Origin of the sequence: Micromonospora sp. NPDC050397 (assembly GCF_044901685.1) — a bacterium.
Taxonomy (GTDB): Bacteria; Actinomycetota; Actinomycetes; order Mycobacteriales; family Micromonosporaceae; genus Micromonospora_G.
The window spans coordinates 383,898-404,208 of the sequence record NZ_JBJDPS010000005.1; the positions used below are offsets into that span (position 1 = coordinate 383,898).

The 20,311-nt window shown below is 71.6% G+C and carries 19 protein-coding genes; 10 read left to right on the forward strand and 9 right to left on the reverse strand.

Annotation, left to right across the window (positions count from 1 at the left end):
• Nucleotides 1–68: 68 nt before the first annotated feature.
• Together amcB and amcA are read left to right on the forward strand one after the other, a co-directional pair.
• Nucleotides 69–1,172: a cyclophane-forming radical SAM peptide maturase AmcB gene (gene amcB, locus ACI2K4_RS20575; RefSeq protein WP_404513417.1), complete on the forward strand. Its 1,104-nt coding sequence runs from the start codon at nucleotides 69–71 to the stop codon at nucleotides 1,170–1,172.
• Nucleotides 1,141–1,374, forward strand: coding sequence for a multiple cyclophane-containing RiPP AmcA (gene amcA, locus ACI2K4_RS20580; protein ID WP_404513300.1), 234 nt, complete (start codon nucleotides 1,141–1,143; stop codon nucleotides 1,372–1,374). The genes amcB and amcA overlap by 32 nt, the downstream gene beginning before the upstream one ends.
• A 184-nt stretch (nucleotides 1,375–1,558) precedes the next feature.
• Here amcA and ACI2K4_RS20585 read toward each other — a convergent pair whose 3' ends face one another.
• Both ACI2K4_RS20585 and ACI2K4_RS20590 read right to left on the reverse strand, forming a co-directional pair.
• Nucleotides 1,559–1,777: a DUF3073 domain-containing protein gene (locus ACI2K4_RS20585; protein WP_121157576.1), complete on the reverse strand. Its 219-nt coding sequence runs from the start codon at nucleotides 1,775–1,777 to the stop codon at nucleotides 1,559–1,561.
• A 433-nt stretch (nucleotides 1,778–2,210) separates the two neighbouring features.
• The gene (locus tag ACI2K4_RS20590) at nucleotides 2,211–3,293 is read right to left on the reverse strand and encodes a Glu/Leu/Phe/Val dehydrogenase dimerization domain-containing protein (RefSeq protein WP_404513301.1); all 1,083 of its coding nucleotides are present in this window, start codon (nucleotides 3,291–3,293) and stop codon (nucleotides 2,211–2,213) included.
• Between the two features lie 208 nt (nucleotides 3,294–3,501).
• Here ACI2K4_RS20590 and ACI2K4_RS20595 point away from each other — a divergent pair, with 208 nt between their 5' ends.
• Nucleotides 3,502–4,341 carry a hypothetical protein gene (locus ACI2K4_RS20595; RefSeq protein ID WP_404513302.1) on the forward strand — a complete coding sequence of 280 codons (840 nt, stop codon included), beginning with the start codon at nucleotides 3,502–3,504 and terminating at the stop codon, nucleotides 4,339–4,341.
• 469 nt (nucleotides 4,342–4,810) lie between these two features.
• Nucleotides 4,811–5,020, forward strand: coding sequence for a BldC family transcriptional regulator (locus ACI2K4_RS20600; protein ID WP_007073996.1), 210 nt, complete (start codon nucleotides 4,811–4,813; stop codon nucleotides 5,018–5,020).
• Nucleotides 5,021–5,180: 160 nt separating this feature from the next.
• Here ACI2K4_RS20600 and ACI2K4_RS20605 read toward each other — a convergent pair whose 3' ends face one another.
• From ACI2K4_RS20605 to ACI2K4_RS20620, 4 genes are all read right to left on the reverse strand, one after another.
• Nucleotides 5,181–5,885 carry an ABC transporter ATP-binding protein gene (locus tag ACI2K4_RS20605; protein WP_404513303.1) on the reverse strand — a complete coding sequence of 235 codons (705 nt, stop codon included), beginning with the start codon at nucleotides 5,883–5,885 and terminating at the stop codon, nucleotides 5,181–5,183.
• Nucleotides 5,882–6,865 (reverse strand): ABC transporter ATP-binding protein, encoded by a 984-nt coding sequence (locus ACI2K4_RS20610; RefSeq protein WP_404513304.1) that lies wholly within the window; start codon nucleotides 6,863–6,865, stop codon nucleotides 5,882–5,884. The genes ACI2K4_RS20605 and ACI2K4_RS20610 overlap by 4 nt, the downstream gene beginning before the upstream one ends.
• Complete coding sequence (locus ACI2K4_RS20615) at nucleotides 6,865–9,582, reverse strand: FtsX-like permease family protein (RefSeq protein WP_404513305.1); 2,718 nt, start codon at nucleotides 9,580–9,582, stop codon at nucleotides 6,865–6,867. Before ACI2K4_RS20615 ends, ACI2K4_RS20610 begins: the two co-directional genes overlap by 1 nt.
• A 101-nt stretch (nucleotides 9,583–9,683) precedes the next feature.
• Entirely contained in the window at nucleotides 9,684–12,884 is a 3,201-nt protein-coding gene (locus tag ACI2K4_RS20620) for an FtsX-like permease family protein (RefSeq protein WP_404513306.1), read from the reverse strand.
• Nucleotides 12,885–13,178: 294 nt separating this feature from the next.
• On the opposite strand from ACI2K4_RS20620, the gene ACI2K4_RS20625 reads away from it, so the two are divergent.
• Both ACI2K4_RS20625 and ACI2K4_RS20630 read left to right on the forward strand, forming a co-directional pair.
• Nucleotides 13,179–13,955, forward strand: coding sequence for a class I SAM-dependent methyltransferase (locus tag ACI2K4_RS20625; RefSeq protein ID WP_404513307.1), 777 nt, complete (start codon nucleotides 13,179–13,181; stop codon nucleotides 13,953–13,955).
• Nucleotides 13,955–14,533 carry an RNA 2'-phosphotransferase gene (locus ACI2K4_RS20630; protein WP_404513308.1) on the forward strand — a complete coding sequence of 193 codons (579 nt, stop codon included), beginning with the start codon at nucleotides 13,955–13,957 and terminating at the stop codon, nucleotides 14,531–14,533. The genes ACI2K4_RS20625 and ACI2K4_RS20630 overlap by 1 nt, the downstream gene beginning before the upstream one ends.
• A gap of 77 nt (nucleotides 14,534–14,610) precedes the next feature.
• Here the strand turns inward: ACI2K4_RS20630 and ACI2K4_RS20635 are convergent, their stop codons facing one another.
• A complete protein-coding gene (locus ACI2K4_RS20635; RefSeq protein ID WP_404513309.1) occupies nucleotides 14,611–14,898 on the reverse strand; it encodes a hypothetical protein in 288 nt (95 codons plus the stop codon).
• A gap of 199 nt (nucleotides 14,899–15,097) precedes the next feature.
• Here ACI2K4_RS20635 and ACI2K4_RS20640 point away from each other — a divergent pair, with 199 nt between their 5' ends.
• Together ACI2K4_RS20640 and ACI2K4_RS20645 are read left to right on the forward strand one after the other, a co-directional pair.
• Nucleotides 15,098–15,955, forward strand: coding sequence for a 3-hydroxyacyl-CoA dehydrogenase family protein (locus tag ACI2K4_RS20640; RefSeq protein WP_404513310.1), 858 nt, complete (start codon nucleotides 15,098–15,100; stop codon nucleotides 15,953–15,955).
• The gene (locus ACI2K4_RS20645; RefSeq protein ID WP_404513311.1) at nucleotides 15,931–16,710 is read left to right on the forward strand and encodes an enoyl-CoA hydratase/isomerase family protein; all 780 of its coding nucleotides are present in this window, start codon (nucleotides 15,931–15,933) and stop codon (nucleotides 16,708–16,710) included. Before ACI2K4_RS20640 ends, ACI2K4_RS20645 begins: the two co-directional genes overlap by 25 nt.
• Nucleotides 16,711–16,786: 76 nt before the next feature.
• On the opposite strand, the gene ACI2K4_RS20650 is transcribed toward ACI2K4_RS20645, so the two are convergent.
• On the reverse strand, nucleotides 16,787–17,383 hold the full coding sequence (locus tag ACI2K4_RS20650) for a hypothetical protein (RefSeq protein WP_404513312.1): 597 nt from the start codon (nucleotides 17,381–17,383) through the stop codon (nucleotides 16,787–16,789).
• A gap of 177 nt (nucleotides 17,384–17,560) precedes the next feature.
• A complete protein-coding gene (locus ACI2K4_RS20655) occupies nucleotides 17,561–18,913 on the reverse strand; it encodes an ABC transporter substrate-binding protein (protein ID WP_404513313.1) in 1,353 nt (450 codons plus the stop codon).
• Nucleotides 18,914–19,085: 172 nt separating this feature from the next.
• Here ACI2K4_RS20655 and ACI2K4_RS20660 point away from each other — a divergent pair, with 172 nt between their 5' ends.
• Both ACI2K4_RS20660 and ACI2K4_RS20665 read left to right on the forward strand, forming a co-directional pair.
• Nucleotides 19,086–19,472 carry a hypothetical protein gene (locus ACI2K4_RS20660; protein ID WP_404513418.1) on the forward strand — a complete coding sequence of 129 codons (387 nt, stop codon included), beginning with the start codon at nucleotides 19,086–19,088 and terminating at the stop codon, nucleotides 19,470–19,472.
• A 69-nt stretch (nucleotides 19,473–19,541) separates the two neighbouring features.
• The gene (locus tag ACI2K4_RS20665) at nucleotides 19,542–20,252 is read left to right on the forward strand and encodes a DUF2786 domain-containing protein (RefSeq protein ID WP_404513314.1); all 711 of its coding nucleotides are present in this window, start codon (nucleotides 19,542–19,544) and stop codon (nucleotides 20,250–20,252) included.
• Nucleotides 20,253–20,311 lie beyond the last annotated feature (59 nt).

Here is a 20,311-nt window from a genome sequence, read left to right on the forward strand (position 1 = left end):
TAGCCTGAGGGCACCTCGGGTACGGGGAGGAGGGGCCGATGGCCGTCCGGCGGCAGGTGTCGAGCGGGATGCGGGGCATCGCCCCCGTGCCCTCGTACGTGGTGATGCAGCCGACCACGCTCTGTAATCTTGACTGTTCGTACTGCTATCTACCGTTTCGGGCCGATGATCGGAAGATGCCCATCCCGGTGGCCGCCGCGGTGGCCGGGCCGGTGAACGAATGGGCGAGGTCCGGACGGTTCTCGGTGGTGTGGCACGGCGGCGAGCCCCTCGCGGCCGGCAGGGAGCATCTGGCCGGGCTGCTGGCCCCGTTCGACGAACGGGTCGAGCACCACGTGCAGACAAACGCCACGTTGATCGACGACGCCTGGTGCGAGTTCTTCGCCGCCCACCGGGTGCGGGTCAGTGTCAGTGTGGACGGCCCACGGGAGCGCAACGGCGACCGGGTGGGCCGGGGCGGGCGGCCGGCGTACGACCGGATCGAGCGGGGCATCGAGGCGCTGCGCCGCAATGGGGTGCCGTTCTCGGCGCTCTGCGTGGTGAGCCGTCCCGAGCCGGGTCTCGCCGCCGAGCTGTACGCGTACTTCCTCGACCTGGGGTGCGACGTGCTCGGGATCAACATCGAGGAGATGGAGGGCGTCAACACGCGGCGTAACGCCCATCCGGCGGCGGCGGTCACCGGCTTCTGGAGCGAACTCGTCGCCGCCTGGCGCCGTACCCCGAGGATCCATCTGCGGGAGATCGAGTGGTCGCTGCGGTACGCCTCGGCGGTCCTCGACGACACCGCCGACGACCTGCTGCCGCGTCAACTCGACCCGATCCCCACCGTCGGCTACGACGGCTCGGTGATCCTGCTCTCGCCGGAACTGGCCGGTTTCTCCGACCCGGAGCACGGCGACTTCACCAGCGGGAACGTGCTGAGCACCGGCCTTGACGAGATCATCGCCGGGGCCGAAGGGCTGCCCTGGGTGCGGGAGTTCCTGGCCGGGGTGGAGTCCTGCCGGTCCGGCTGCGCGTACTTCGGCTTCTGTGGCGGCGGGCACGCTGCCAACCGTTACTTCGAGCAGGGACGTTTCGACGGTACGGAGACCAACCACTGCCGTAACAGCAAGATCCGCCTACTCGAGGGAGTGTTGGACCATGCGCGAGAGCACCAGCCTGCGGGCCGCTGAGCCGGCCGAGGGCTCGACCCTCGACCCGGTGACCGACCGGGTCCGCGCGGCCCGTGGTGGGCTCACCAGCCTGCTCAGCGAGGCGGAGGAGGCTCGTCGGGACCGGGCCGAGGTCGCGGGGGGAAGTGGTGGCGCGGTGTGCGCGTGGAACCACTTCGAGAACATCCCGACGTTCTACAACTGGAACAACCGACCGCGCTGAACGGGCGGGTGTGGTCCCTGAGCGGGTACGGCCTACCGGTCAAGGACCTGCCGCACGGGTCGGAGAACGATCCGCACGGCAGACCCTTGACCGGATGGAACCGCGTTGACCAACGGTGTGCCACACCATCCGGACACGCGTGAGCACGCGGGCGTTACCGCGTGCTCAATGTGCCCGACGGAGGTCAGCGAGCCGGAGGCGACCAGTTGTCTGGGCCGTCGTCCGCGTCGTGGTCCTCGTCATCGTCGTCGACATACTCTTTGTAGTCGTCGTCGAAGTCGTGGTCCGACTTGCCGCTGCCGCCGAGTTCTCGCTGCAAGGCGGCGAGGTCGGTGTTCGGGGAGTGGTACTTCAACTCCCGGGCCACCTTTGTCTGCTTGGCCTTAGCACGGCCGCGCCCCATGGCTCGACCCCCTCGCACAGAATTCGGGGCAGCCCGAAGGCGGGCCCCGATGACGTCAGGCATCTCTCGTGGCTCTTACGGTACATGGGTATGCCCGCCTTCGGCACCTCGGGTTACCGCCGGTGGCGCCCGCGCGTCGAGGTTGACCCGACCGGGCGGTTTTTCGCCCCGGTAACGACCGTGCCGGAAACCGGTCATGACGGCTCGATCACCCTGTGCTGCGGGTTGCCCGTCGAGACCGACCTTAGCCGGCGAGGCCGGACAAAACGAGGCGAATCACGTGCGTTTGCCGGGTGCCCGCCAACCGGACCCGCCGACCTGCCCGCCCTTCCGGCGGGTCCGACGGCAAGGAGTGTCCCCCGGCCGTCGGACCGTCGCCGGTCGAGCCCGTTTCCGGTGCGCTAGCGGCCCTGTGCGGGCGCTGGGCGGGCGATCAGGGCAGGTGGATGGAGCGGAGCCGGCCGACCTCGGCCATCCGCCGCTCGGCCAACCGGTCCGCGGCCACCGCCGGGGGTACGCCCTCGGTGTCGGCGAGCCGGAGGATCTCCCGGGTGGTGTCGAAGATCCGGGTCGCCCGCAGCTTGGCCCGCTCGAAGTTGAAGCCCTCGATCTCGTCGGCGACCTGGATCACGCCACCGGCGTTCACCACGTAGTCCGGGGCGTACAGCACGCCTCGGTCGGCGAGCTGCTTCTCGATCCCCGGGTGGGCGAGCTGGTTGTTCGCGGCGCCGGCCACGATCTTGGCGCGGAGCGCGGGGACGGTCTCGTCGTCGAGCGCGCCGCCGAGGGCGCAGGGGGCGTACACGTCGATGTCGGAGGTGATCAGCGCGGTGGCGTCGGCCACCAGGTCGACCTCCGGGTACGTGTGCCGGGCCCACTCCAGCGCCTTCTCGTTGACGTCGGTGGCGACCACCGTCGCGCCGTCCTCGATCAGGTGCCTGACCAGGTGCTTGCCCACCTTGCCGAGACCCGAGACGCCGACCCGCCGGCCGGTCAGGGTGGCCGAGCCCCACTGGTGCTCGGCGGCGGCCCGCATGCCCTGGAACACGCCCCAGGCGGTGAGCACCGACGAGTCGCCCGCCCCGCCGTGCTCCACGCTGCGCCCGGTGACGAAGCGCGTCTCGCGCGCCACCACGTCCATGTCCTGCACGTACGTGCCGACGTCACAGGCGGTGTAGTAACGCCCGCCGAGCGTCTGTACGAAGCGGCCGTAGGCCCGCAGCAGCGGCTCGGTCTTGAGCTGCTCCGGGTCGCCCCAGATGACCGCCTTGCCGCCGCCGAGGTCGAGACCGGCGAGTGCGTTCTTGTACGCCATACCCCGGGAGAGGTCGAGTACGTCGTGCAGTGCGTCCGCCTCGCTGGCGTACGGGTAGAACCGGGTCCCGCCGAGCGCGGGGCCGAGCGCGGTGGAGTAGATGCCGATGATGGCCTTCAGGCCGGTCGGTTTGTCGTGGCAGAAGACGACCTGCTCATGCCCGGCCGAAACCTGCTGGTCGGTGCTGGCGAAAACGCCCATGACTGCTCCTGATGTCGGTGTGCGTCTTTGTGGGACGCGGACCTCTCCGGTGGCCGGCGGGGTGACGCCGGTGCTGTCGAGCCTAATATCGACCGTCGCGCCGCAGCGGATCCGACCGGGGACGACCTGTCCCACCTGGCGGGGGGCGGTGGGCGGTGATCGGTGCGGTCGGCGGCAGGGAAGTCCGGTTTCATGGGAGGATCGCGCCGTGCCGTCGCTCTTCGCTTCCTACCTGCGGGTGTATGAGCCGCTGACCGCGTTCGACCGGGACCGCCAGATTTTCTGGCGCCGGTACGTCAAGGAGGGCCGGGCGGTCGCTCCGCTGGAAGGGCCGGGACGGCAACGTACGGCGGTGATCGAGGCACTCGGCGCCGGCTGGACCCGGCTGCCCGACCTGCCGGACGAGGCGTACGTGCTGGAGGCCGACGACACCCTGCTGGTCTGCCCGTGGAACCTGCGCGTACGGGTGGCCGAGGCGGCGTTGAGTGCCCGGGACGGGGTGCCGCCGGTGCTCGCTGACGCGTTCGTCCCGCCGGTGCTCGCCGGGCAGGCCAAGGCGGTGGTGGAGGACTTCCGCAGCGGGGCGCGGGTGCTGGAGCACGGGGTGCCCCGACTGCACGAGCAGATCGCCACCTGGGGAGTGCCGCTGCGCTGGTTCGTCTTCGTGGACGCGGCCGAGCGGGAGTTGACCGTACGCCCGGAGCGGCGGGTGCTGCGTTACCGGACCGAGATCTCCAAGGCCCGGCGCCGGGCGTCGCGCGGCCTGGCGGTGCTGCGCAAGTCGGTGGGGGACGCGCCGATCACCGAGGCGGTCGAGGAGGGCGCTCGCTGGCTGGAGGAGTTCCACCCCCGGTCGGTGGTGGAGCTGGACTACGGCGGCCTGGTGCAGTTGCTGCCGGACGAGGCGCTGGCCGAGGACAATTCGCCGGCCCTGGTCGCCGAGGGGCTCGCCGGGCTGTCCCGGGGCGACGCGGAGGCGGCCACCGAGGCGTACGAGAAGTTGGTCGCCCGCTGGCGCGCGGTGCAGTTGCTGGAGCGCTGCAACTAGTCGGGTAGGCCCCCGTCGGGTGGTGCCGCCCCCGCGGGCGTCGCCGATTCGCGGGCGTCAGGGAAGAAGTAGAACCGCTGTCGCACCCGGTCCGGTGGGTGACGGATAGGTGACTGATGGGCCGACCGACTAGGGGATGGAAACATGAATCCCCTATCCCCCGTTGAGTTGATCTTGTGTGTTGGGTGGTCACACCCCTTGATCGCGTTTGCCCTGGTCAGGGGGGTGTGGAGCGTTTCCAACGCGAGGCTTGCTCGTAATCTTGGGGTTACGATGGGCCACAACGCGCCCGAATAAGACAGTTTTCAGTATAGAAAAGTTGTATAAATCGGTCATTGTTCATCCGTCCATCCAGGGACGTTCGGCCGTTCGGCCCATGTCGGACATCGGGGACTAGCCGGACCATGGGAGACGCGTCGGCCGGCGGGACCCCGGCCGATGTCTATAGGCACCTGTGGAGGAGTGACCGATGGCATCGCGTACGCACGAACCAGAGCCGCTACTCACGCCGGCCGAGGTGGCGTCGATGTTCCGTGTCGACCCGAAAACCGTGACCCGGTGGGCGAAGGCGGGAAAGCTCAGCGCAATTCGAACGTTGGGTGGCCACCGGCGTTACCGCGAGTCGGAGGTTCGCGCCCTGCTGCAGGGGCAGATTCCCCAGCAGCGTCAAGGAGACTGACCCCGAACCTGGGGCCGGTCGCGATTCGTTTCAGGGGCGGCGGAGATACGGGAAACCGTACTCCACCGCCCCTGAGTCGTACCCACGGCGCCCACCCGCGCCGCAGGCAGCGATTGGAAGGGCCCCTTGTTAACGCTATGCGTTAACAAGGGGCCCTTCCTTACACAGCAGGCGTTAGGTGGGGCTCGTCGACCAGTTGGCCGTCGCGGAGTTGGAGGACCCGGTCGGCCAGCTCGATCAGGGTCGTGTCGTGGGTCGCCACCAGCGCCGTCATCCCACGCGACCGGACCAGCGCCTGGAGCAGGTCCATCATCGAACGCCCGGTCTCCGAGTCGAGCTGCCCGGTCGGCTCGTCCGCGATCAACAACGGCGGGTCGTTGGCCAGCGCCCGGGCGATCGCCACCCGCTGCTGCTGCCCGCCGGAGAGCTCGTACGGCCGCTGGCCCGCGTGGGCGCCCAGCCCGACCAGTTCGAGCAGCATCGCCACCCGCTCCTCCCGCTCCGCCGCCGCCACCTTGGCCAGCCGCATCGGCACACCCACGTTTTCCGCCGCGGAGAGGATCGGGATCAGCCCGAACGACTGGAACACAAAGCCCATGGTGTCCCGGCGCAGCTCCAGCAGGCCCTTCTCGCCGGCCCCGGTCACCTCCCGACCGGCGACGAAGATCCGGCCGGTGGTCGGCCGGTCCAGTCCGCCGATCAGGTTGAGCAGGGTCGTCTTGCCCGCGCCGGACCGGCCCCGGACCGCCACCAGCTCACCCTGACCGATCCGGAACGACACCTGCCGCAGCGCGTGCACCACCCGGTCACCGGAGCCGTAGTCGCGGCTGACGCCCTCGACGCGTACCAGGTCCTCGCCGCTCACGGCTGCTCCTCCTGAGGTTCGTCACCGGAGCGGACCTCGACGTGGTCCGGCTCCAGATTCAGTTTCACCCGGTCCCGCAGGGCCAGCGCGTCCACGAAGGCCGCGGGCAACTGCATCCGGCCGTTGCGGTCCAGCACCGCGTACTCCTCGGTCACCAGTTCCTCCAGCCCGTCCGCGCCGATCCGGGACGAACGGCGTACCTCGGAGGCGGTCCGTCCGTCGCGGATCGCGACCGTACGGCGGACCTGCGTCGCCACGTTGAGGTCGTGCGTGACCACCACCACCGTCACGCCCAGCTCGGCGTTGATCGTGCGCAGCGCGTCGAACACGTCGGCCGCCGTGGCCTCGTCCAACTCACCCGTGGGCTCGTCGGCGAAGAGCACCTCCGGGTCGTTCGCGACCGCGACCGCCACCGCGCACCGCTGCTGCTCGCCACCGCTCATCTGGCCCGGCCGGCGGTCCGCGCAGTAGCCGACCCCGACCATCTCCAGCAACTCCAGCGCCCGCCTGCGGGCCGCCCGCCCGGAGGTACGCCGAGCCAGCCGCATCGGCAGCTCCACGTTCTCCCGAGCGGTCAGGTACGGCAGCAGGTTCCGCCCGGTCTGCTGCCAGACGAAACCGACCGTACGGCGGCGGTAGCGCAGCCGCTGTTTCGCCGACATGGTCAGCAGGTCGAAGCCGGCCACCCGGGCGATGCCGGCGGTCGGCACGTCCAGCCCGGAGAGGATGTTGAGCACGGTGGACTTGCCGGAGCCGGAGGCGCCGACGATGGCGATCAGCTCGCCCCGGTCGATCACCAGGTCCAGCCCTTGCAGGGCCACCACCTCGACGCCCTCGGTCTTGAAGATGCGGACCAGGCCGTCGCAGACGATGTGCCCGCGCAGGCGGTCGTTGCCGCCGGCCCGCTCCGCCGCCCGCTCGGCGGCGCGGCGCTGCAACGCCGCGAGATCGGGTACGGCGGTGGTCAGGGCAGCGGTCATCAGTTCTCCTCCCCGAGCCGGAGTACCTCGCCGAGGCGCATCCGTCGGTTGATCAGGTTTTCGATCGCGAGAGCGGCGGCCAGACCGACCACCACCAGTAGCAGCACCCCACCCACCAGCAGCGGGTCGAGATAGGTCCGGGCGGAGACCCCGGCGGTGAACGTGGAGAGGTTGAGCGCCGGGCCGAGCAGCGTCGGCAGCACGGCTCCGACCAGCCCACCGGCGAGCAACGCGGCACCGACCAGCGGCACCAGCTCGTACACCAGCAGTTGTCGTCCCTGGCGCCCGGTGAGCCCCATCGTGCGCAGCCGGGAGAGCACCCGGCCCCGGGTCCGTGCCTCCGCGATCACCGCGAAGCCGACCGCGAGCAGTGCCAGCACGGTGCCGCCCAGCGCGCCGATGGTGAACGTCAGGCTGAGCAGCTCGTTGCCGCCGGTCCGGTCGAGCGAGAGCCGGTAGTCGGACCGGGTGACCAAGTCGGCCGGGGTGGTGGTGCCGGGGACCGGCCTGCCGATCACCGCCGAACGCCACTCCGCCTGGCCCTCGTCCGCCACCCGGAGCAGTTCGTCGTGGTCGTAGCCCTCGCCGGCCAGCAGGAACCGGTTCGGTAGGACCGGCTTGAAGTCCGGCACCGGCAGGGCCTGCCAGGGCAGTACGACAAACCGCTCGACCCCGATCTCCACGCCGGGGAAGCTCTCCGCGACCACGGTCGGGGTGAACGCGTACAGCCGGCCCTGGACGTTGGCGACGGCGCCGTCACCGACCTGTTCCGCGATCGCGGGCGAGACCAGCGCCGGTACGGGGCCGTCGCCCCGGGTCGCCTGGCGCAGGGCCGCCGGCACCCCCTCGGTGGAGAGGCCACTGCGCCGCATCACCTCGACGAACCTCGGTACGTCCAGCACCACCAACTGGGTCTGGCCGAGCTCCCGGTCCCCGGGACCCGGCCCCGAGCGCAGTTGCCGGGCGTTCTCCACCGAGACCGGCACAACCGCGTCCACCCCCGGCAGGGCTTCGAGGCGATTCGCCGTGGCCGCCGAGAAGGTGACCCCGGTGAGGTCGCCGTCGGCCGGAACGGTCTGCTCGGTCGCCCGGTCCCTTGCGTGCGAGATGGTGTCCGCGACCACGCCGCTGAACACCCCCGTGGTGATCGCGAGAACCAGCACCGCGAGCGGTCCGATCGTGACCGGTGCGCCCCGGCCGGCGCGGGCCAGTCCGAGGAACAGCACCGCACCCCGGGCCCGCGCCGCGACCTGCCCGACCAGCCGCAGCGGCCAGGGCAGCAGCCGCAGCGCGATCATCGCGGTGCCGACGGCCAGCAGCACCGGCACCGAGACCAGGTAGAGGTCCACCCCTCCGTCCGGTGCCAGCCCGCGTCGCCGGAGCAGGAAGAGCCCGAGCGCGGCCAGTGCGAGCACGCTGATCTCGGCGGTGATCCGCCGGGCCGACGGCCGTTGCCGGACCAGGTCCTGCCGGCGGGCCACGAAGGTGACCCGGCGCTGGCTGGACATCGCCAGCACCGGGACCGCCGCCACGGTGAGCACCGCGAGCAGCGGGACCAGCCACTCGGTCGCCGCCGGTCGGCCGGGCACCAGGGTGCCGAGCAGCCAGCCGAGGAGCACCGCCAGCGGCATCACCAGCACCGACTCGGAGACCGTGCGGGCGCCGATGGCCCAGGTCGAGGCACCCCGGGCGCGGAGCAGGGCCAGCTCCTCCCGCCGACGTTCCAGCGACAACCGGGCGGCGAGCAGGATCAGCCCGAGCAGACTGGCCAGCACCCCGGTCTGCACGATCGCCAGCAGCGCCCGTACCGAGGCCAGCCGTTGCGTGAACTGGCCCAGCGAGACCTCCAGCGAGGTCACCACCTGGGCACCCGGCACCGGGGAGTCCCGTTTCAGCTTCACCAGGGCGGTGGTCACCGACTCGACGTTGCCCGAGGTCAGCCGGTGTTCGTCGAACCGGTACCGCCAGTTGTGGGTGAGCCGGCCCAGTCCCTCGCCGGCCGCGTCGATCCCGGCCCAGTCGGTCACCGCGAGCAGCCGGAACGGGTCGCCGTCGACCAGCGGCACCAGCGGTTCGAGCGCCAGTCGCATGTCGTCCCAGACCGGCGCGGCCGGGTCCAGCGCCTCGAAGACGCCGACCAGTTCCACCTCGATCGGCTCGCCCCCGGGTTCGCCGGAGATCTCGAAGTGGCTGCCGAGCCGGAGTTGCAGCACCTCGGCAGTGAGCTGGGACACCACGATCGCGATCCGGCCGGTCGGCCCCCGCCCGGACGCCGCCGGCCAGTCGCCGGAGACCATCCGGACCGCATCCCGTACGCCGGTCTGGGCGCGTATCCCGACGGACGGCTTGACATCGCCGTTGAGCGGCATGAAGTCCCCGGAGGCGGCCGTGCCGATCGGGTCGACCGAGGCCGAGTACCAGGAACCGCCGACCAGCCCCGGCAACGGCTGCGGCAGGGCGTCCCGGTACTGGGCGATCCTCTCGATCCCGGCCTCGGCGTTCCGGTCGGGCTGGCCGGTCACCGGCAACGAGACGTCCCGCACCAGGTACGGCAGACCCGCCACGTCCGCGGCCAGTCCCCGGTCGGCGTACTCGTTGGCCAATCGGGGCGCACCGGTCAGCAGCGCCGCCGCCGCCAGGCCGAGTACGGCCAGCAGCCCGATCTGACCGGCGAAGGCGCGTAGTCGGCGTAGTGGCCCGGACCGTCTGACTCTCATCGGACTCTTCCTCGCGTGCGCCGAACCGGTTCTCGTGCCGTTCTGCGATCCGGGCGCCGGCTGGTCCACCGGCAGGTCGGTCGTCGGCCCCAGTCCGCCGCTCACCGGTCGTCCCCGATCCGGAGCTGGGCGGCGACGAGCCGCTGCCGCAGCGTGGTGGCGACCAAACCGCTGAGCAGCAGGGCGAGCAGCAGCAGGCCGATGGTGGTGGCGACCACCGGTGGCCAGTCGACGGCGAGCAGCGGTGGCGGCGATGGTCGGTCCGCCGACGGGGTGAGGATCACCAGCGGCGCCATGGTGGCCGCCACCCCGACCCCGACCCCGAGTCCGACCAGGACGCCGATTCCGGAGAGGAAGGACTGCTCCGCGATGAGCGACCGGGCCAGCAGTCGGTGACCGGCACCGAGGGTGTGCAGCACCGCCAGCTCGTTGACCCGGCGTCGGGCGGTGGCGCTGACGTCGACGGCGATGCCGACCGCGGCGAGCAGCAACGCGCCCAGCGCGGCGGCGAACAACGCGCCCCGGGCACCCACCCCGTACGGGTCGAGCTGGTCCGCGAGCGCCTGCCGGTCGACCACCCGCAGGCCGCCGAGTTCGGCTGCGGCCCGCGCGGTCGCGGCGTGCTGCCCCGGGTCGGTCGCGACCCACCACTCCTCCGGCGACCGGACCGTGCCGAAGTTGTGGAAGTACCGGTTGGCCAGCGAGGGCAGGTCGGCCAGGATCGCGGCCGGTTCGGTCTCGCCGGGGATCGACTCGGCGGTGCCGACGATGGTGACCCCGACGTCGGCCGGGCCGAGCGTGAGCCCGGTGGTGTCGCCGATCTTGAGCCGGAGCGCGGCCAGCGCGGCCGGGGTGGCCAGCACCGGGACCGGTCCGGTGTCGGCGACCCGGGCCAGGGCCAGGTGCATCGGCGAGGCGCCCCAGGAGCCGGCCGCCGTCTGGAAGGCGTACTGCGCGGTCAGGGCGCCGGCGCCGGCACTCGCCAGACTCTCCCGGTTGAACCGGTCGGCCGTACGCCACCCGCCACCGGCGGTGAGGTCGAGCGGCGGACCGGCGGTGGGACCCGACCCGACCCGCAACTGGCTCAGGGCCCAGTCGAGCCGCGTCCCGTTGAAACCGATCGCGTCGGCGGTGAACCCGGCCAGCCGGGCGGGGGCGGCACCCGCCGGCAGGTCGACGGTGAAGCGCAGCGGCCGGTCATCGCGGCTGGTGCCGAGCGGCACCCGCAGGTAGTCGCCGTTCGGCTGGACGAAGACGGCGTCGGTGCGTACCTCGTTGGAGAGCGGGGTGTTGTCGATGGTGGTACGGACCACCCCGGAGAGCTGCCGGGTGTCCGGCGGCAGTTCGACGTACGGAGCCGCGACCCGTTGCCGGCCCACCTGGCGCAGCAGGTCGGCCGGGGAACCGCCGTCGACCAGATCGTCCCGGAACCGGATCAGGTCGGCTCCGGCCACCGTGTCGATCGCGACCAGCGAGCCGGGTTCCGCCATCGGGCCCAGCCGCAGGTCGTCCCGGAGGACCGGGAGCGCCGTACGCGCGCCGGGCAGGCCGGTCACCTGCGGAGTCCGGTCCGCCGTCGGCAGGCCGGTTGTCTCCACCAGCCGCAGGTCGGTGCCGACCTCGTGGCTGGCCTGGTCGACCAGCGACCGCTCGGAGGTGCTGGCCAGGCACCAGGCCAGGGTGCTGACCGCGACGGCGAGGGCGAGCAGCAGGACCGGGCCGGCGTGCGGGCGTCGACCGGCCTGCCAGGTGCCGAGGATGGTGGCGGTCCACGGTTTGCGGTCCACGTACCGCTCGGCCAGTCGGGTGATCGGTGGCAGCACCCGCAGCGCGAGCACCGCGCCGGCCAGCACACCGAGGGTCGGGGTGGCCGCGAGCAGCGGGTCGATGCCGAGCTGGCCGGTGGATCGGGCGCCGGAGAGGGGTGAGGAGTACTGCCGTAGCTGGAACCAGCCGAGCACGGCCAGGGCGATCAGCGCCAGGTCGAGGCCAGCCCGCTGGGCGATTGCCCGGCGGCTCGGTCGGGAGCGGCTGGCGAGTTCGGCGACGTACGTGCCGCTGCGCCGCAGCGAGGGGCCGACGATGGCGAGCGCGCAGCCGGCTGCGGCGAGCAGGGCGACCAGCCAGCTCAACGGTTGCGGGGTGGCCTCGAACCGCAGCCCGACCTCGGCCAGCATCGGTATCCGGTCGACCAGGTGCAGCCCCTCGGTGGCCAGCAACGGCGCGATCAGTGCCGCCGGCAGTACGACCAGCGTCGCCTCGCGTACGGCCAGCCCGGCGAGCTGGTTGCGGGCCGCGCCCCGGGCCCGCAGCAGCGAGTTCTCGCCCCGGCGTTGCTCGACCAGGAGCACGGCCACCAGCACCAGCGCGTAGCCGCCGAGCACGATGACCAGGAGCATCGGGGTGACCAGCGCCGACTGGCCGACCAGGTTGGCCCGTTCGAGCCGCTCGGCCAGCCGGTCCACGGCGGTGGTGACGATGCCGGAGGTGCCGAGCCCGGTGCTCTTCGGCAGCTCGCTGTTGAGCTTCCGGACCGTGTCGGCGAGCCGGCTCAGCTCGGCCACGCTCGCGCCGGTCAGGCGTGGCTCGACGATCCACGCCGCGCTGGCGTTGGCGGCGAAGTGCTGGAGAAAATCAGTGCGGTCAACTGCCAACGGACCGTACGTGGATGACTGCGGTGCGTTGCCGTCGGTGACCTCCGGTGAGAGGCGCCAGTAGCCGGCCTTCGGGTCGCGGGGGTGCCAGATGCCGGCCACCACCAGGTCGCTCACCCGACCGGTGACCCGGTCGGTGACCGGGATCCGGTCGCCGACCTCGACCCCGAGGATCGTCGCCACCGGCTCGGCCAGCGTGGTCTGCACCGGGTCGGCACCCGGCCGGGGCCAGCTACCGGAGCTGAGTTCGGCGTGCTCGGCGAGGTCGTCGAGGAAGACGACGGAGGCGAAGACCACGCCGTCCGCGTCGGGCACCGCCTTGCCGACCGGACCGGCGAGTTGCCTGCCGGCGGCGTACCCGGCGGCCGAAACGGTCGTGGGCAGGCCGGCGAGACCGGGCTCCACCTGTGTACGCAGCGCCGTGTCCCGCTGTCGCAGCGTCTCCGCCGAGCCGCCGGCCGAGCCACGGACCAGCACCGACCGCTCCTCGGGCGCGGAGGAGTCGATCGCGCTGGCGGCGCCCGCCTCGACGACCTGCCGGCTGTAACCGGCGAGTCCGGTGAGCAGGGCGGCGGCGATCAGGGTCGCTCCGGTTGCCGCGAGTAACAGGCCCTTCACCGTACGGGCGCGCCGTAGCACCAGCCTCATTCCACCGCGTCCCCTCGTAACCCTGTTCCGGGCGACGCCACCGGCCGCCCTCACCGCTCCTGATAGCTGAGCTGGTCGGAAAGGTTCGCAACCGGTGGGAGAAATCTTCGGCACCGGTGGTTTGTGATGCGGCGATTACCTAATCGAGATCAACCCGTTGTGAATCGGAGCGGGCCGGGCTACCTCGTCGTACGCGCCGGAGCGAGCCAGGCTACCAGCATGTTTACGCAGCTCAACACGGGTGCGAACGGTGCCGGCGGCAGATCGGCGGGGCCGGCGGATAGCGTTCACCCCATGGAACAGCCGCGAATTGGCGACGTCTTCGGCGAGATGTTGCGGGACACGCTCGCGGTGGCGACCGGAATCGGACCCCGCCCGCTGGTCGGCGGTCGGCTGCCCCGGCCCGTGGTGGAGATCATCGAGCGGGACGACGGCCTGATCAACGGGGCCCCGGCCGCCCACTACCTGGACGGGCCGGCGGACTGGCAGCCGTACGACCACCGGGCGGTCGACCGGGTCCGGGGCGAGGTGCTCGACATCGGGGTGGGTGCCGGCCGGATCGCGCTGGAGTTGCAGGCGCGCGGAGTTCCCGTCACCGGTCTCGACGTATCGCCCGGCGCGATCCGGGTGGCCCGCAAGCGGGGCGTACGCGGACTGGTGCTCGGCACCGTCGACGAGTACGCCACCAACGTCCACCGGTTCGACACGTTCCTGCTGCTCGGCAACAACCTGGGGCTGATCGAGGGGCGGGACCGGGCGCCCGGGTTCCTGGCCGCGCTGGCGGCACTGGCGAAACCCGGCGCGCAGGTCATCGCGCACGGCACCGACCCGTACGGCACCACCGACCCGGTGCATACCGGTTACCACGAGCGGAACCGGGCGCGCGGTCGGCTCGGCGGCCAGTTGCGGCTCCGGCTGCGTTACCGCGAGCTGGGAACGCCCTGGTTCGACTACCTGGTCTGCACCCCTGACGAGCTGGGCGAGCTGGTCCGGGGCAGCGCCTGGCGGCTGGTCGACGTGGACGACGCGGACGCGCCGTACTACCTGGCGACGCTCAGGCTGGCAGCCTGATGGAGCCGGCCGAGCTGCGTTCGGTCAGCAAGCGATTGTCCCGGGTGCTGCGGCACGCTCCGGGCAGCGTCGGGCTGACCCTGGACGCGAACGGGTGGGTGTCGGTGGACGACCTGTTGGCCGCGCTGGGGCGGCACGGTCGGCGGGTGAGCCGGGCCGAGCTGGACGAGGTGGTGGCGGGCAACGACAAGCAGCGGTTCGCGGTGCGGGGCGGACCGGACGGCGTGGACCTGATCCGGGCCAGCCAGGGGCATTCGGCCCGGGTCGCGGTCGACCTGGCGCTCGACCCGGTCGCCCCACCCGAGCTGCTCTACCACGGCACCGACACGATTCACGTACCGGCGATCCTGGAGCAGGGGCTGCGGCCGGGGCGGCGGCACCACGTACACCTTTCGATGGATGTGTCGACGGCGGTGACGGTCGGGCGGCGCCGGGGCGGCGCGGTGTCGGTGCTGGAGGTCGAGGCGGCGAAGCTGGCCGCCCGGGGGCACGAGTTCTACCGCAGCGACAACGGCGTGTGGCTCACCGCCACCGTCCCGCCCGACGTCATCCGCCCGCCCTCCCGCCGACCCCGGTGAAAGGAAGGGCCCCTTCCTATCGTTTTTTGTATAGGAAGGGGCCCTTCCTAACCGTCGTCGTGGAGGGAGGGGCGGGGTCAGACCGCGACGGTGGGGGGCAGGGGCGCGGGCGGGAGGCCGCCGTCGCCGTCGACGACCTCGTCCGGCGTACCGTCCTCGGTCAGGTCCACCATGGTGATGTCGACCTTGCCGTCGCCGTTGGTGTCGAACTGGAACAGGTCGGCCTTGCCGTCGCCGTCGGTGTCGGCCACCCAGAGGTCCGTCCTGCCATCGTTGTTGGTGTCCGCGCGGATCAGGTCGACCCGCTCGTCCCCACGGGTCTCGACGGTTTCCTGCGGCTCGGTCGTTGCCTGCGACTCACTCATGAGGGGAAGCCCTTTCTCCGGCTGACTATGGTCGACGCGGTCACGGTGCTGCTGACGCGCATCGGCGTGGTACGCATCATGCTGATGCGCACCACACTGGTGCGCGTCCGCAGTACCCAGAACCGCGGCTGCGCATACGCTAGCCGCGCCGACGGGGGCTAGCGGGTACGACGCGAGCGGCACTGCGTAGGGTCGATTCATGAACGATCGTTTTGTGGTGGTCGGGGCCGGCACCATGGGGCTCGGCATCGCGTACGTGGCGGCGACCGCCGGCTACCGAGTGGACCTGGTCGAGGTCGACCCGGACCGGGCAGCGTCGGCGGGCGGCGCGTTCGGCCGGCTGCTCGACCGGGCGGTGGAGCGGGGCAAGCTCTCGGCAGACGAGGCGGAACAGGGGCGTGGGCGGCTGACGCTCCGGTCGGACCTGGCCGAGGTGGCCGACGGGCCGGACGTCATCGTCGAGGCGGTGCCCGAGCGGGTCGACCTCAAGCGGAGCGTGCTCGCCGCGGCGGCCGAGCGGCGGCCGGCGCTGCTCGCCACCAACACCTCCAGCATTCCGATCGCCGAGCTGGCCGGCGCGGTGACCGACCCGGCACGCTTCATCGGTCTGCACTTCTTCAACCCGGTCTGGGCGATGGCACTGATCGAGGTGGTGGTCGGCCCGGCCACCGCGCCGGAGACCACCGAGGCGGCGGTCGCGCTCGCCGGTCGGCTCGGCAAGGACCCCGTTGTCGTACGCGACCTGCCCGGCTTCGCCACCTCGCGACTCGGCGTCACGCTCGGGCTGGAGGCGATCCGGATGGTCGAGGACGGGGTCGCCGCCCCGGCTGACATCGACAAGGCGATGGTGCTCGGATACCGGCACCCGGTCGGACCGTTGGAGCTCACCGATCTGGTGGGACTCGACGTACGGCTCGACATCGCCCGTACGCTCCAGTCTGCGTACGGCGACCGGTTCGCCCCGCCGCCGCTGCTCGAGGCGATGGTGGAGCAGGGACGGCTGGGCAAGAAGTCGGGGCACGGTTTCTACCGTTGGGTGGACGGGGTCAAGCAGTGAGCGACGGAGCGGCCAGGAGCCTGCTGCGGATCGAGGAGCGGGCCGACCGGTTGGTGGTCACCCTCGACCGGCCGGAGAAGCGCAACGCGATCGACGCGGACCTGGTCGCCGCGTTGCACGAGCTCTGCGCGCGGCTGGAGCGGGAGCCGAAGCTCCTGCTGCTGACCGGTGGGACGGAGGGCATTTTCGCCGCCGGGGCGGACATCGCCCAACTGCGGGAACGGGACCGGATCGACGCCCTGGCCGCGATCAACCAGGCCGTCTTCGCCCGGCTGCGGGCTCTGCCGATGCCGACCGTGGCGGCCGTCGACGGGCCGGCGCTGGGCGGTGGGGCCGAGCTGTCGTACGCCTGCGACCTGCGAATCTGCACGGCGCGTGCGTTCTTCGGCCAGCCCGAGGTGCGACTGGGCATCATCGCCGGGGCCGGCGCGACGCATCGGTTGCCGACCCTGGTCGGCGAGACCCGGGCGAAGGAACTGCTCTTCACCGGGCGGCGGGTCGACGCCGCCGAGGCGCTGCGGATCGGCCTGGTCAACCGGGTGGTGGACGAGCCGGCCGAGCTGCTCGACGTCGCGCACGAGCTGCTGGACGAGATGGCGAAGGCATCGCCGCTCGCGCTGCGCCTGACCAAGCTGGCGGTCGACGCCCCGGTCGGCGCGCACCCGCAGATCGATTTGCTCGGCCAGGCGGTGCTCTTCGAGGACCCGGAAAAGCACCGCCGGATGACCGAGTTCCTGGACCGGAAAAAACGCTGAACGGCGGCCCGCCGGCGCTCGCCCGGGAGGCGGACCTGGCGCGGTGCGCCGCCGGCCAGCGTGATCAGGGCCAGGGTCAGATGCTCAGGTAGGGATTGCCGTCCTGGTCGAGGTAGCCGACCCGGTTCACCACGCCGTCGTAATCGGTGTCGACCATGACCAGGTCGGCTTGGCCGTCCTCGTCCATGTCGGTGACCGAGTGGTCCGGTCGCCCGTCGTGGTTGACGTCGGCGATCCAACTGTCCGGGCGGCCGTCGAGGTCGCTGTCCCTGGTCACCTGGTCCATCAGACCGTCGGAGTTGGTGTCGGCCGCCACCCGGTCCACCGTGCCGTCGGCGTTCGTGTCGGAGAGAATCCGGTCCACCGTGTCGTCGTCGTCGTAGTCGCGCAGGACGGTGTCCAGCGAGCCGTCGTGGTTTCCGTCGATCAGGGTGGTCTCGGCTACACCGTCGCTGTCGAGGTCCTGCTGCACCAGGTCGGCCACGCCGTCGCCGTCGAAGTCGGTGAGCAGTTCGGTGGAGCCGTCGGCGTGGTGCTCGATCACGGTCTCCGGTTCGAACGCCAACGGCTCGTACGTGACCAGGTCGTGTCCCGGGTCGCCCTCCGGTCCGAAGCCCTGGTCGGCGCCGGAGTCGACGTCTCCGGTCAGGTGGTGTTCGGCGAAGTCACTCATCGTCTGGCGCCTTTCGGTCGGCTCGCTCGGTGTCCGTGCAAACCGTACGGCGACCACCGGCCCCGCTGATCCCGAGAACGTGCCACACCAACGGGTACGAATCGCGACCGGTAAGCCACCGACGGCCGGCGCCGAGCCAGCGCCGAGCGGGTGCCGAGCCGTTGCCGAGCGGCGGCGTCAGTGCCGGATCTGCACCCCGGCGCCGTCCAGCGCCTTGATCACCTGTGCGGACTCACCGAACCCGATGACCAGCACCGCGTCGGCACCGAACTGCTTGATCTCCTGCGCTCCGGCGGAGAAGTCGACCGGCGGGGAGTCCGGCTTCTCCGGCGGGTCGTAGGTGAGCAGCTTGATCTGGTCGGTGGCGATGCCGGCCCGTTCGAGTTCGGCGCGTACGTTGCCCTGGAGGCCCTCGCCGTACGAGTCCTTCCGGGCGACGAGCGCGATCTTCCGGGGTCCGTCCCGCATGATCACGTCGGCCAGCGCCCGCCCCTGGAGAATGTCCGAGGGGGCGGTGCGGAAGTAGCGGCCCTGGTCGTCGATGGTGGTCAGACCGGCATCGGTGTTCGAGGGGGAGAAAAGGACCAGCCCGGCCGCGACCACGTCCGGCAGCACCGCCCGGGAAACCCCGGAGGCGCCGGCACCGATGATCACGTGTACGCCGGCCGCGACGTGCTGTGCGACGGTCGCCTTGGCCACGGCCGGGTTGGTGCCGTCGTCGCCGTCGACCCAGACCGCCGGCTCGCCGAGTACGCCGCCCGCACTGTTGATCTCGCTCATCGCCAGCTTCGCGCCGGCCGCCATCGGCGGGTACGCGAGCGACAGGTCACCGGTCTTCGGCAGCAGGCCGCCGATCTTCAGTGGTGAGCCGTCCCGCTTGTCGTTCTTGCCGCCGACCTGCTTCTTCGGCGGCGGCGGTGCCTGCGTGCTGGCGCCCGACTCGTCGCCGGCACCGACGAACTCCGTCTTGCCGTCGTCGATCTTGGCCTGTTCCCCGAAGTGCATGGTGGCGTAGCTGGCCGTGGAGGGTTCGCCCGCCTCGGTGAAGCCGCCCCGGTTCAGCGAGACACCCCGGTACTCGACGTCCTCACCGTTGCGAGCGAGCGGCAGGCAGGTCTTGATCGAGTCGCAGCGCTCGCCGCCGACGGTGACCCCGTTGATCTGCTTCGCGATCTCCTCCGGCGCGGTGGAACCGGCGAGTTGCGCGGCGATCGCGCTCACCGCGATGGCGTCGTACACCTCGGCGGAGTAGAGGAAGTCGGTGAGCGCGGGGTCCACCGAGGTGACCCGCGCCTTGAAGTCGTTGGAGAGCGGGGTCAGCGGGACCGTGCCCTTCATGCCGTCCAGCAGCTTGGTCTGCCCGTCGAACTCCTTGACGAAGGAGTTCTGCATGTTGCCGTCCGTGCCGTAGAGCCGCACCGGCTGCGCGGAGGACTGCTCCGGTTCGTCCGAGCCACAGGCGGTGGTGGCGAACAGCAGCGCGGCGCAGGCGGCTAGACCAGCACTGCGCGAGCCACGTCGTACGGGCATGACGTCGTCCTTCCTCCCCGAAGGTCCGCTGCGCACACTAGCGTGCTCTTGGCCGACGGTGTGACTGCGGTCGCAGAGCGATACTCTGCCCCGGCGGTAATATACGCGGACCTATCACGTTTGGCTGTTCGTGCCTGCCGGCTTGACCCGTCGGCATACCCTTCCGCACGTGATGGACGTTCCCGAGGACACGCTGGACGACGCCAACGCGGTGCTCCGCTCCGCGCTGGTCGGCGACAGTGACGCCGTGGTCGGCACCTTCGATGCCGTCGTCGACCGGTCAGGTGTGGCGGGAGCATACGAGGTCGCCTGGTGTCTCGCCGCGACGATGGTCGGCGACCAGGTGCCGCGCGGCAGTTGGACCCTGGAGTTCCCCGGCATCGACGAGGCGGGTTACGACGCGCGCTGGGTGGCCAGATTTGTCAGCGCGTACGCGAACTCCGACGTCGACACGGCCGAGGCGCTCTTCGGTGCCGCGCTGACCGACGGGCAGCTCCCCGACTGTCTGCTCACCCTCGCCGGTTCCGCCGTCGCGACCCTCCGCCACCGCGCCCCCTGACCGCGCCCCCTGACCGCGTCTCCTGACCGGGTGCGCTGGACGCGGGGCCAGGGATGGCAGTCTGGACCGGTGCTGGAGAAGGTGCGCAAGCTGCTCGCGATGGCCGAGGACCCGGCCTGCACGCCCGCCGAGGCGGCGGCGTTCACCGCGAAGGCGACCGAGCTGATCGCCCGGTACGGCGTCGACCGGGCACTGCTCGCCGCACGGGACCCGGCCACCGATCCGGTCGGTGACCGGGTGGTCGAGCTGCTGGCACCGTACGCGTTGGACAAGGCGGGGCTGCTCGCGGCGGTCGCGTCGGCGCTGCGCTGTCGATGCGTACGACGCCGGTCGGACTCCGGCTTCGCGATGCACCTGTTCGGCTTCGCCAGTGACCTGGAACGGGTCGAGTTGCTCTTCACCTCGCTGCTGGTGCAGGCCGCGCACGGGCTCGCCGGGACCCCGGTGCCACCGGGGGACCAACCGGCCGCCTTCCGGCGTTCCTGGCTCGCCGGTTTCGCGTACACGGTGGCGGAGCGGCTGCGGGCGGCCGAGTCGGTCGCGGCGGCCAGCCCGGACACCCCGGAGCGGGGGACCTCGGTGGCGCTGGTGCTGGCCGACCGGAGCAGCCGGGTGGAGCGGCGGATGGCCGAGGTCTACCCGAGGCTGCGTACGGCATCGGCCCGGCGACTGGCCGGCGGCGGCGCGGACCAGGGCGCCGAGGCGGGGCGTCGGGCCGATCTGGGCGGCACCGGCGTCGGTGCCGGTGGCAGCTCAGAGCTGCCGGGCGGCCGAGGCTAGTCGCTGCCGCCCCGAACCGTCCTGGCGTTTCAGTTGCTGCCGCCCCGCCGAGCTGGCGT

Excerpts from the sequence above, each read along its gene's own strand:
- ACI2K4_RS20655 (WP_404513313.1), bottom strand. The coding sequence starts at position 18,913 with ATGCCCGTACGACGTGGCTCGCGCAGTGCTGGTCTAGCCGCCTGCGCC.
- ACI2K4_RS20585 (WP_121157576.1), bottom strand. The coding sequence starts at position 1,777 with ATGGGGCGCGGCCGTGCTAAGGCCAAGCAGACAAAGGTGGCCCGGGAG.
- ACI2K4_RS20615 (WP_404513305.1), bottom strand. The coding sequence starts at position 9,582 with ATGAGAGTCAGACGGTCCGGGCCACTACGCCGACTACGCGCCTTCGCC.
- ACI2K4_RS20630 (WP_404513308.1), top strand. The coding sequence starts at position 13,955 with ATGGAGCCGGCCGAGCTGCGTTCGGTCAGCAAGCGATTGTCCCGGGTG.
- ACI2K4_RS20625 (WP_404513307.1), top strand. The coding sequence starts at position 13,179 with ATGGAACAGCCGCGAATTGGCGACGTCTTCGGCGAGATGTTGCGGGAC.
- ACI2K4_RS20660 (WP_404513418.1), top strand. The coding sequence starts at position 19,086 with ATGGACGTTCCCGAGGACACGCTGGACGACGCCAACGCGGTGCTCCGC.
- ACI2K4_RS20650 (WP_404513312.1), bottom strand. The coding sequence starts at position 17,383 with ATGAGTGACTTCGCCGAACACCACCTGACCGGAGACGTCGACTCCGGC.
- ACI2K4_RS20620 (WP_404513306.1), bottom strand. The coding sequence starts at position 12,884 with ATGAGGCTGGTGCTACGGCGCGCCCGTACGGTGAAGGGCCTGTTACTC.
- ACI2K4_RS20610 (WP_404513304.1), bottom strand. The coding sequence starts at position 6,865 with ATGACCGCTGCCCTGACCACCGCCGTACCCGATCTCGCGGCGTTGCAG.
- amcA (WP_404513300.1), top strand. The coding sequence starts at position 1,141 with ATGCGCGAGAGCACCAGCCTGCGGGCCGCTGAGCCGGCCGAGGGCTCG.
- ACI2K4_RS20600 (WP_007073996.1), top strand. The coding sequence starts at position 4,811 with ATGGCATCGCGTACGCACGAACCAGAGCCGCTACTCACGCCGGCCGAG.
- ACI2K4_RS20590 (WP_404513301.1), bottom strand. The coding sequence starts at position 3,293 with ATGGGCGTTTTCGCCAGCACCGACCAGCAGGTTTCGGCCGGGCATGAG.
- amcB (WP_404513417.1), top strand. The coding sequence starts at position 69 with ATGCGGGGCATCGCCCCCGTGCCCTCGTACGTGGTGATGCAGCCGACC.
- ACI2K4_RS20635 (WP_404513309.1), bottom strand. The coding sequence starts at position 14,898 with ATGAGTGAGTCGCAGGCAACGACCGAGCCGCAGGAAACCGTCGAGACC.
- ACI2K4_RS20640 (WP_404513310.1), top strand. The coding sequence starts at position 15,098 with ATGAACGATCGTTTTGTGGTGGTCGGGGCCGGCACCATGGGGCTCGGC.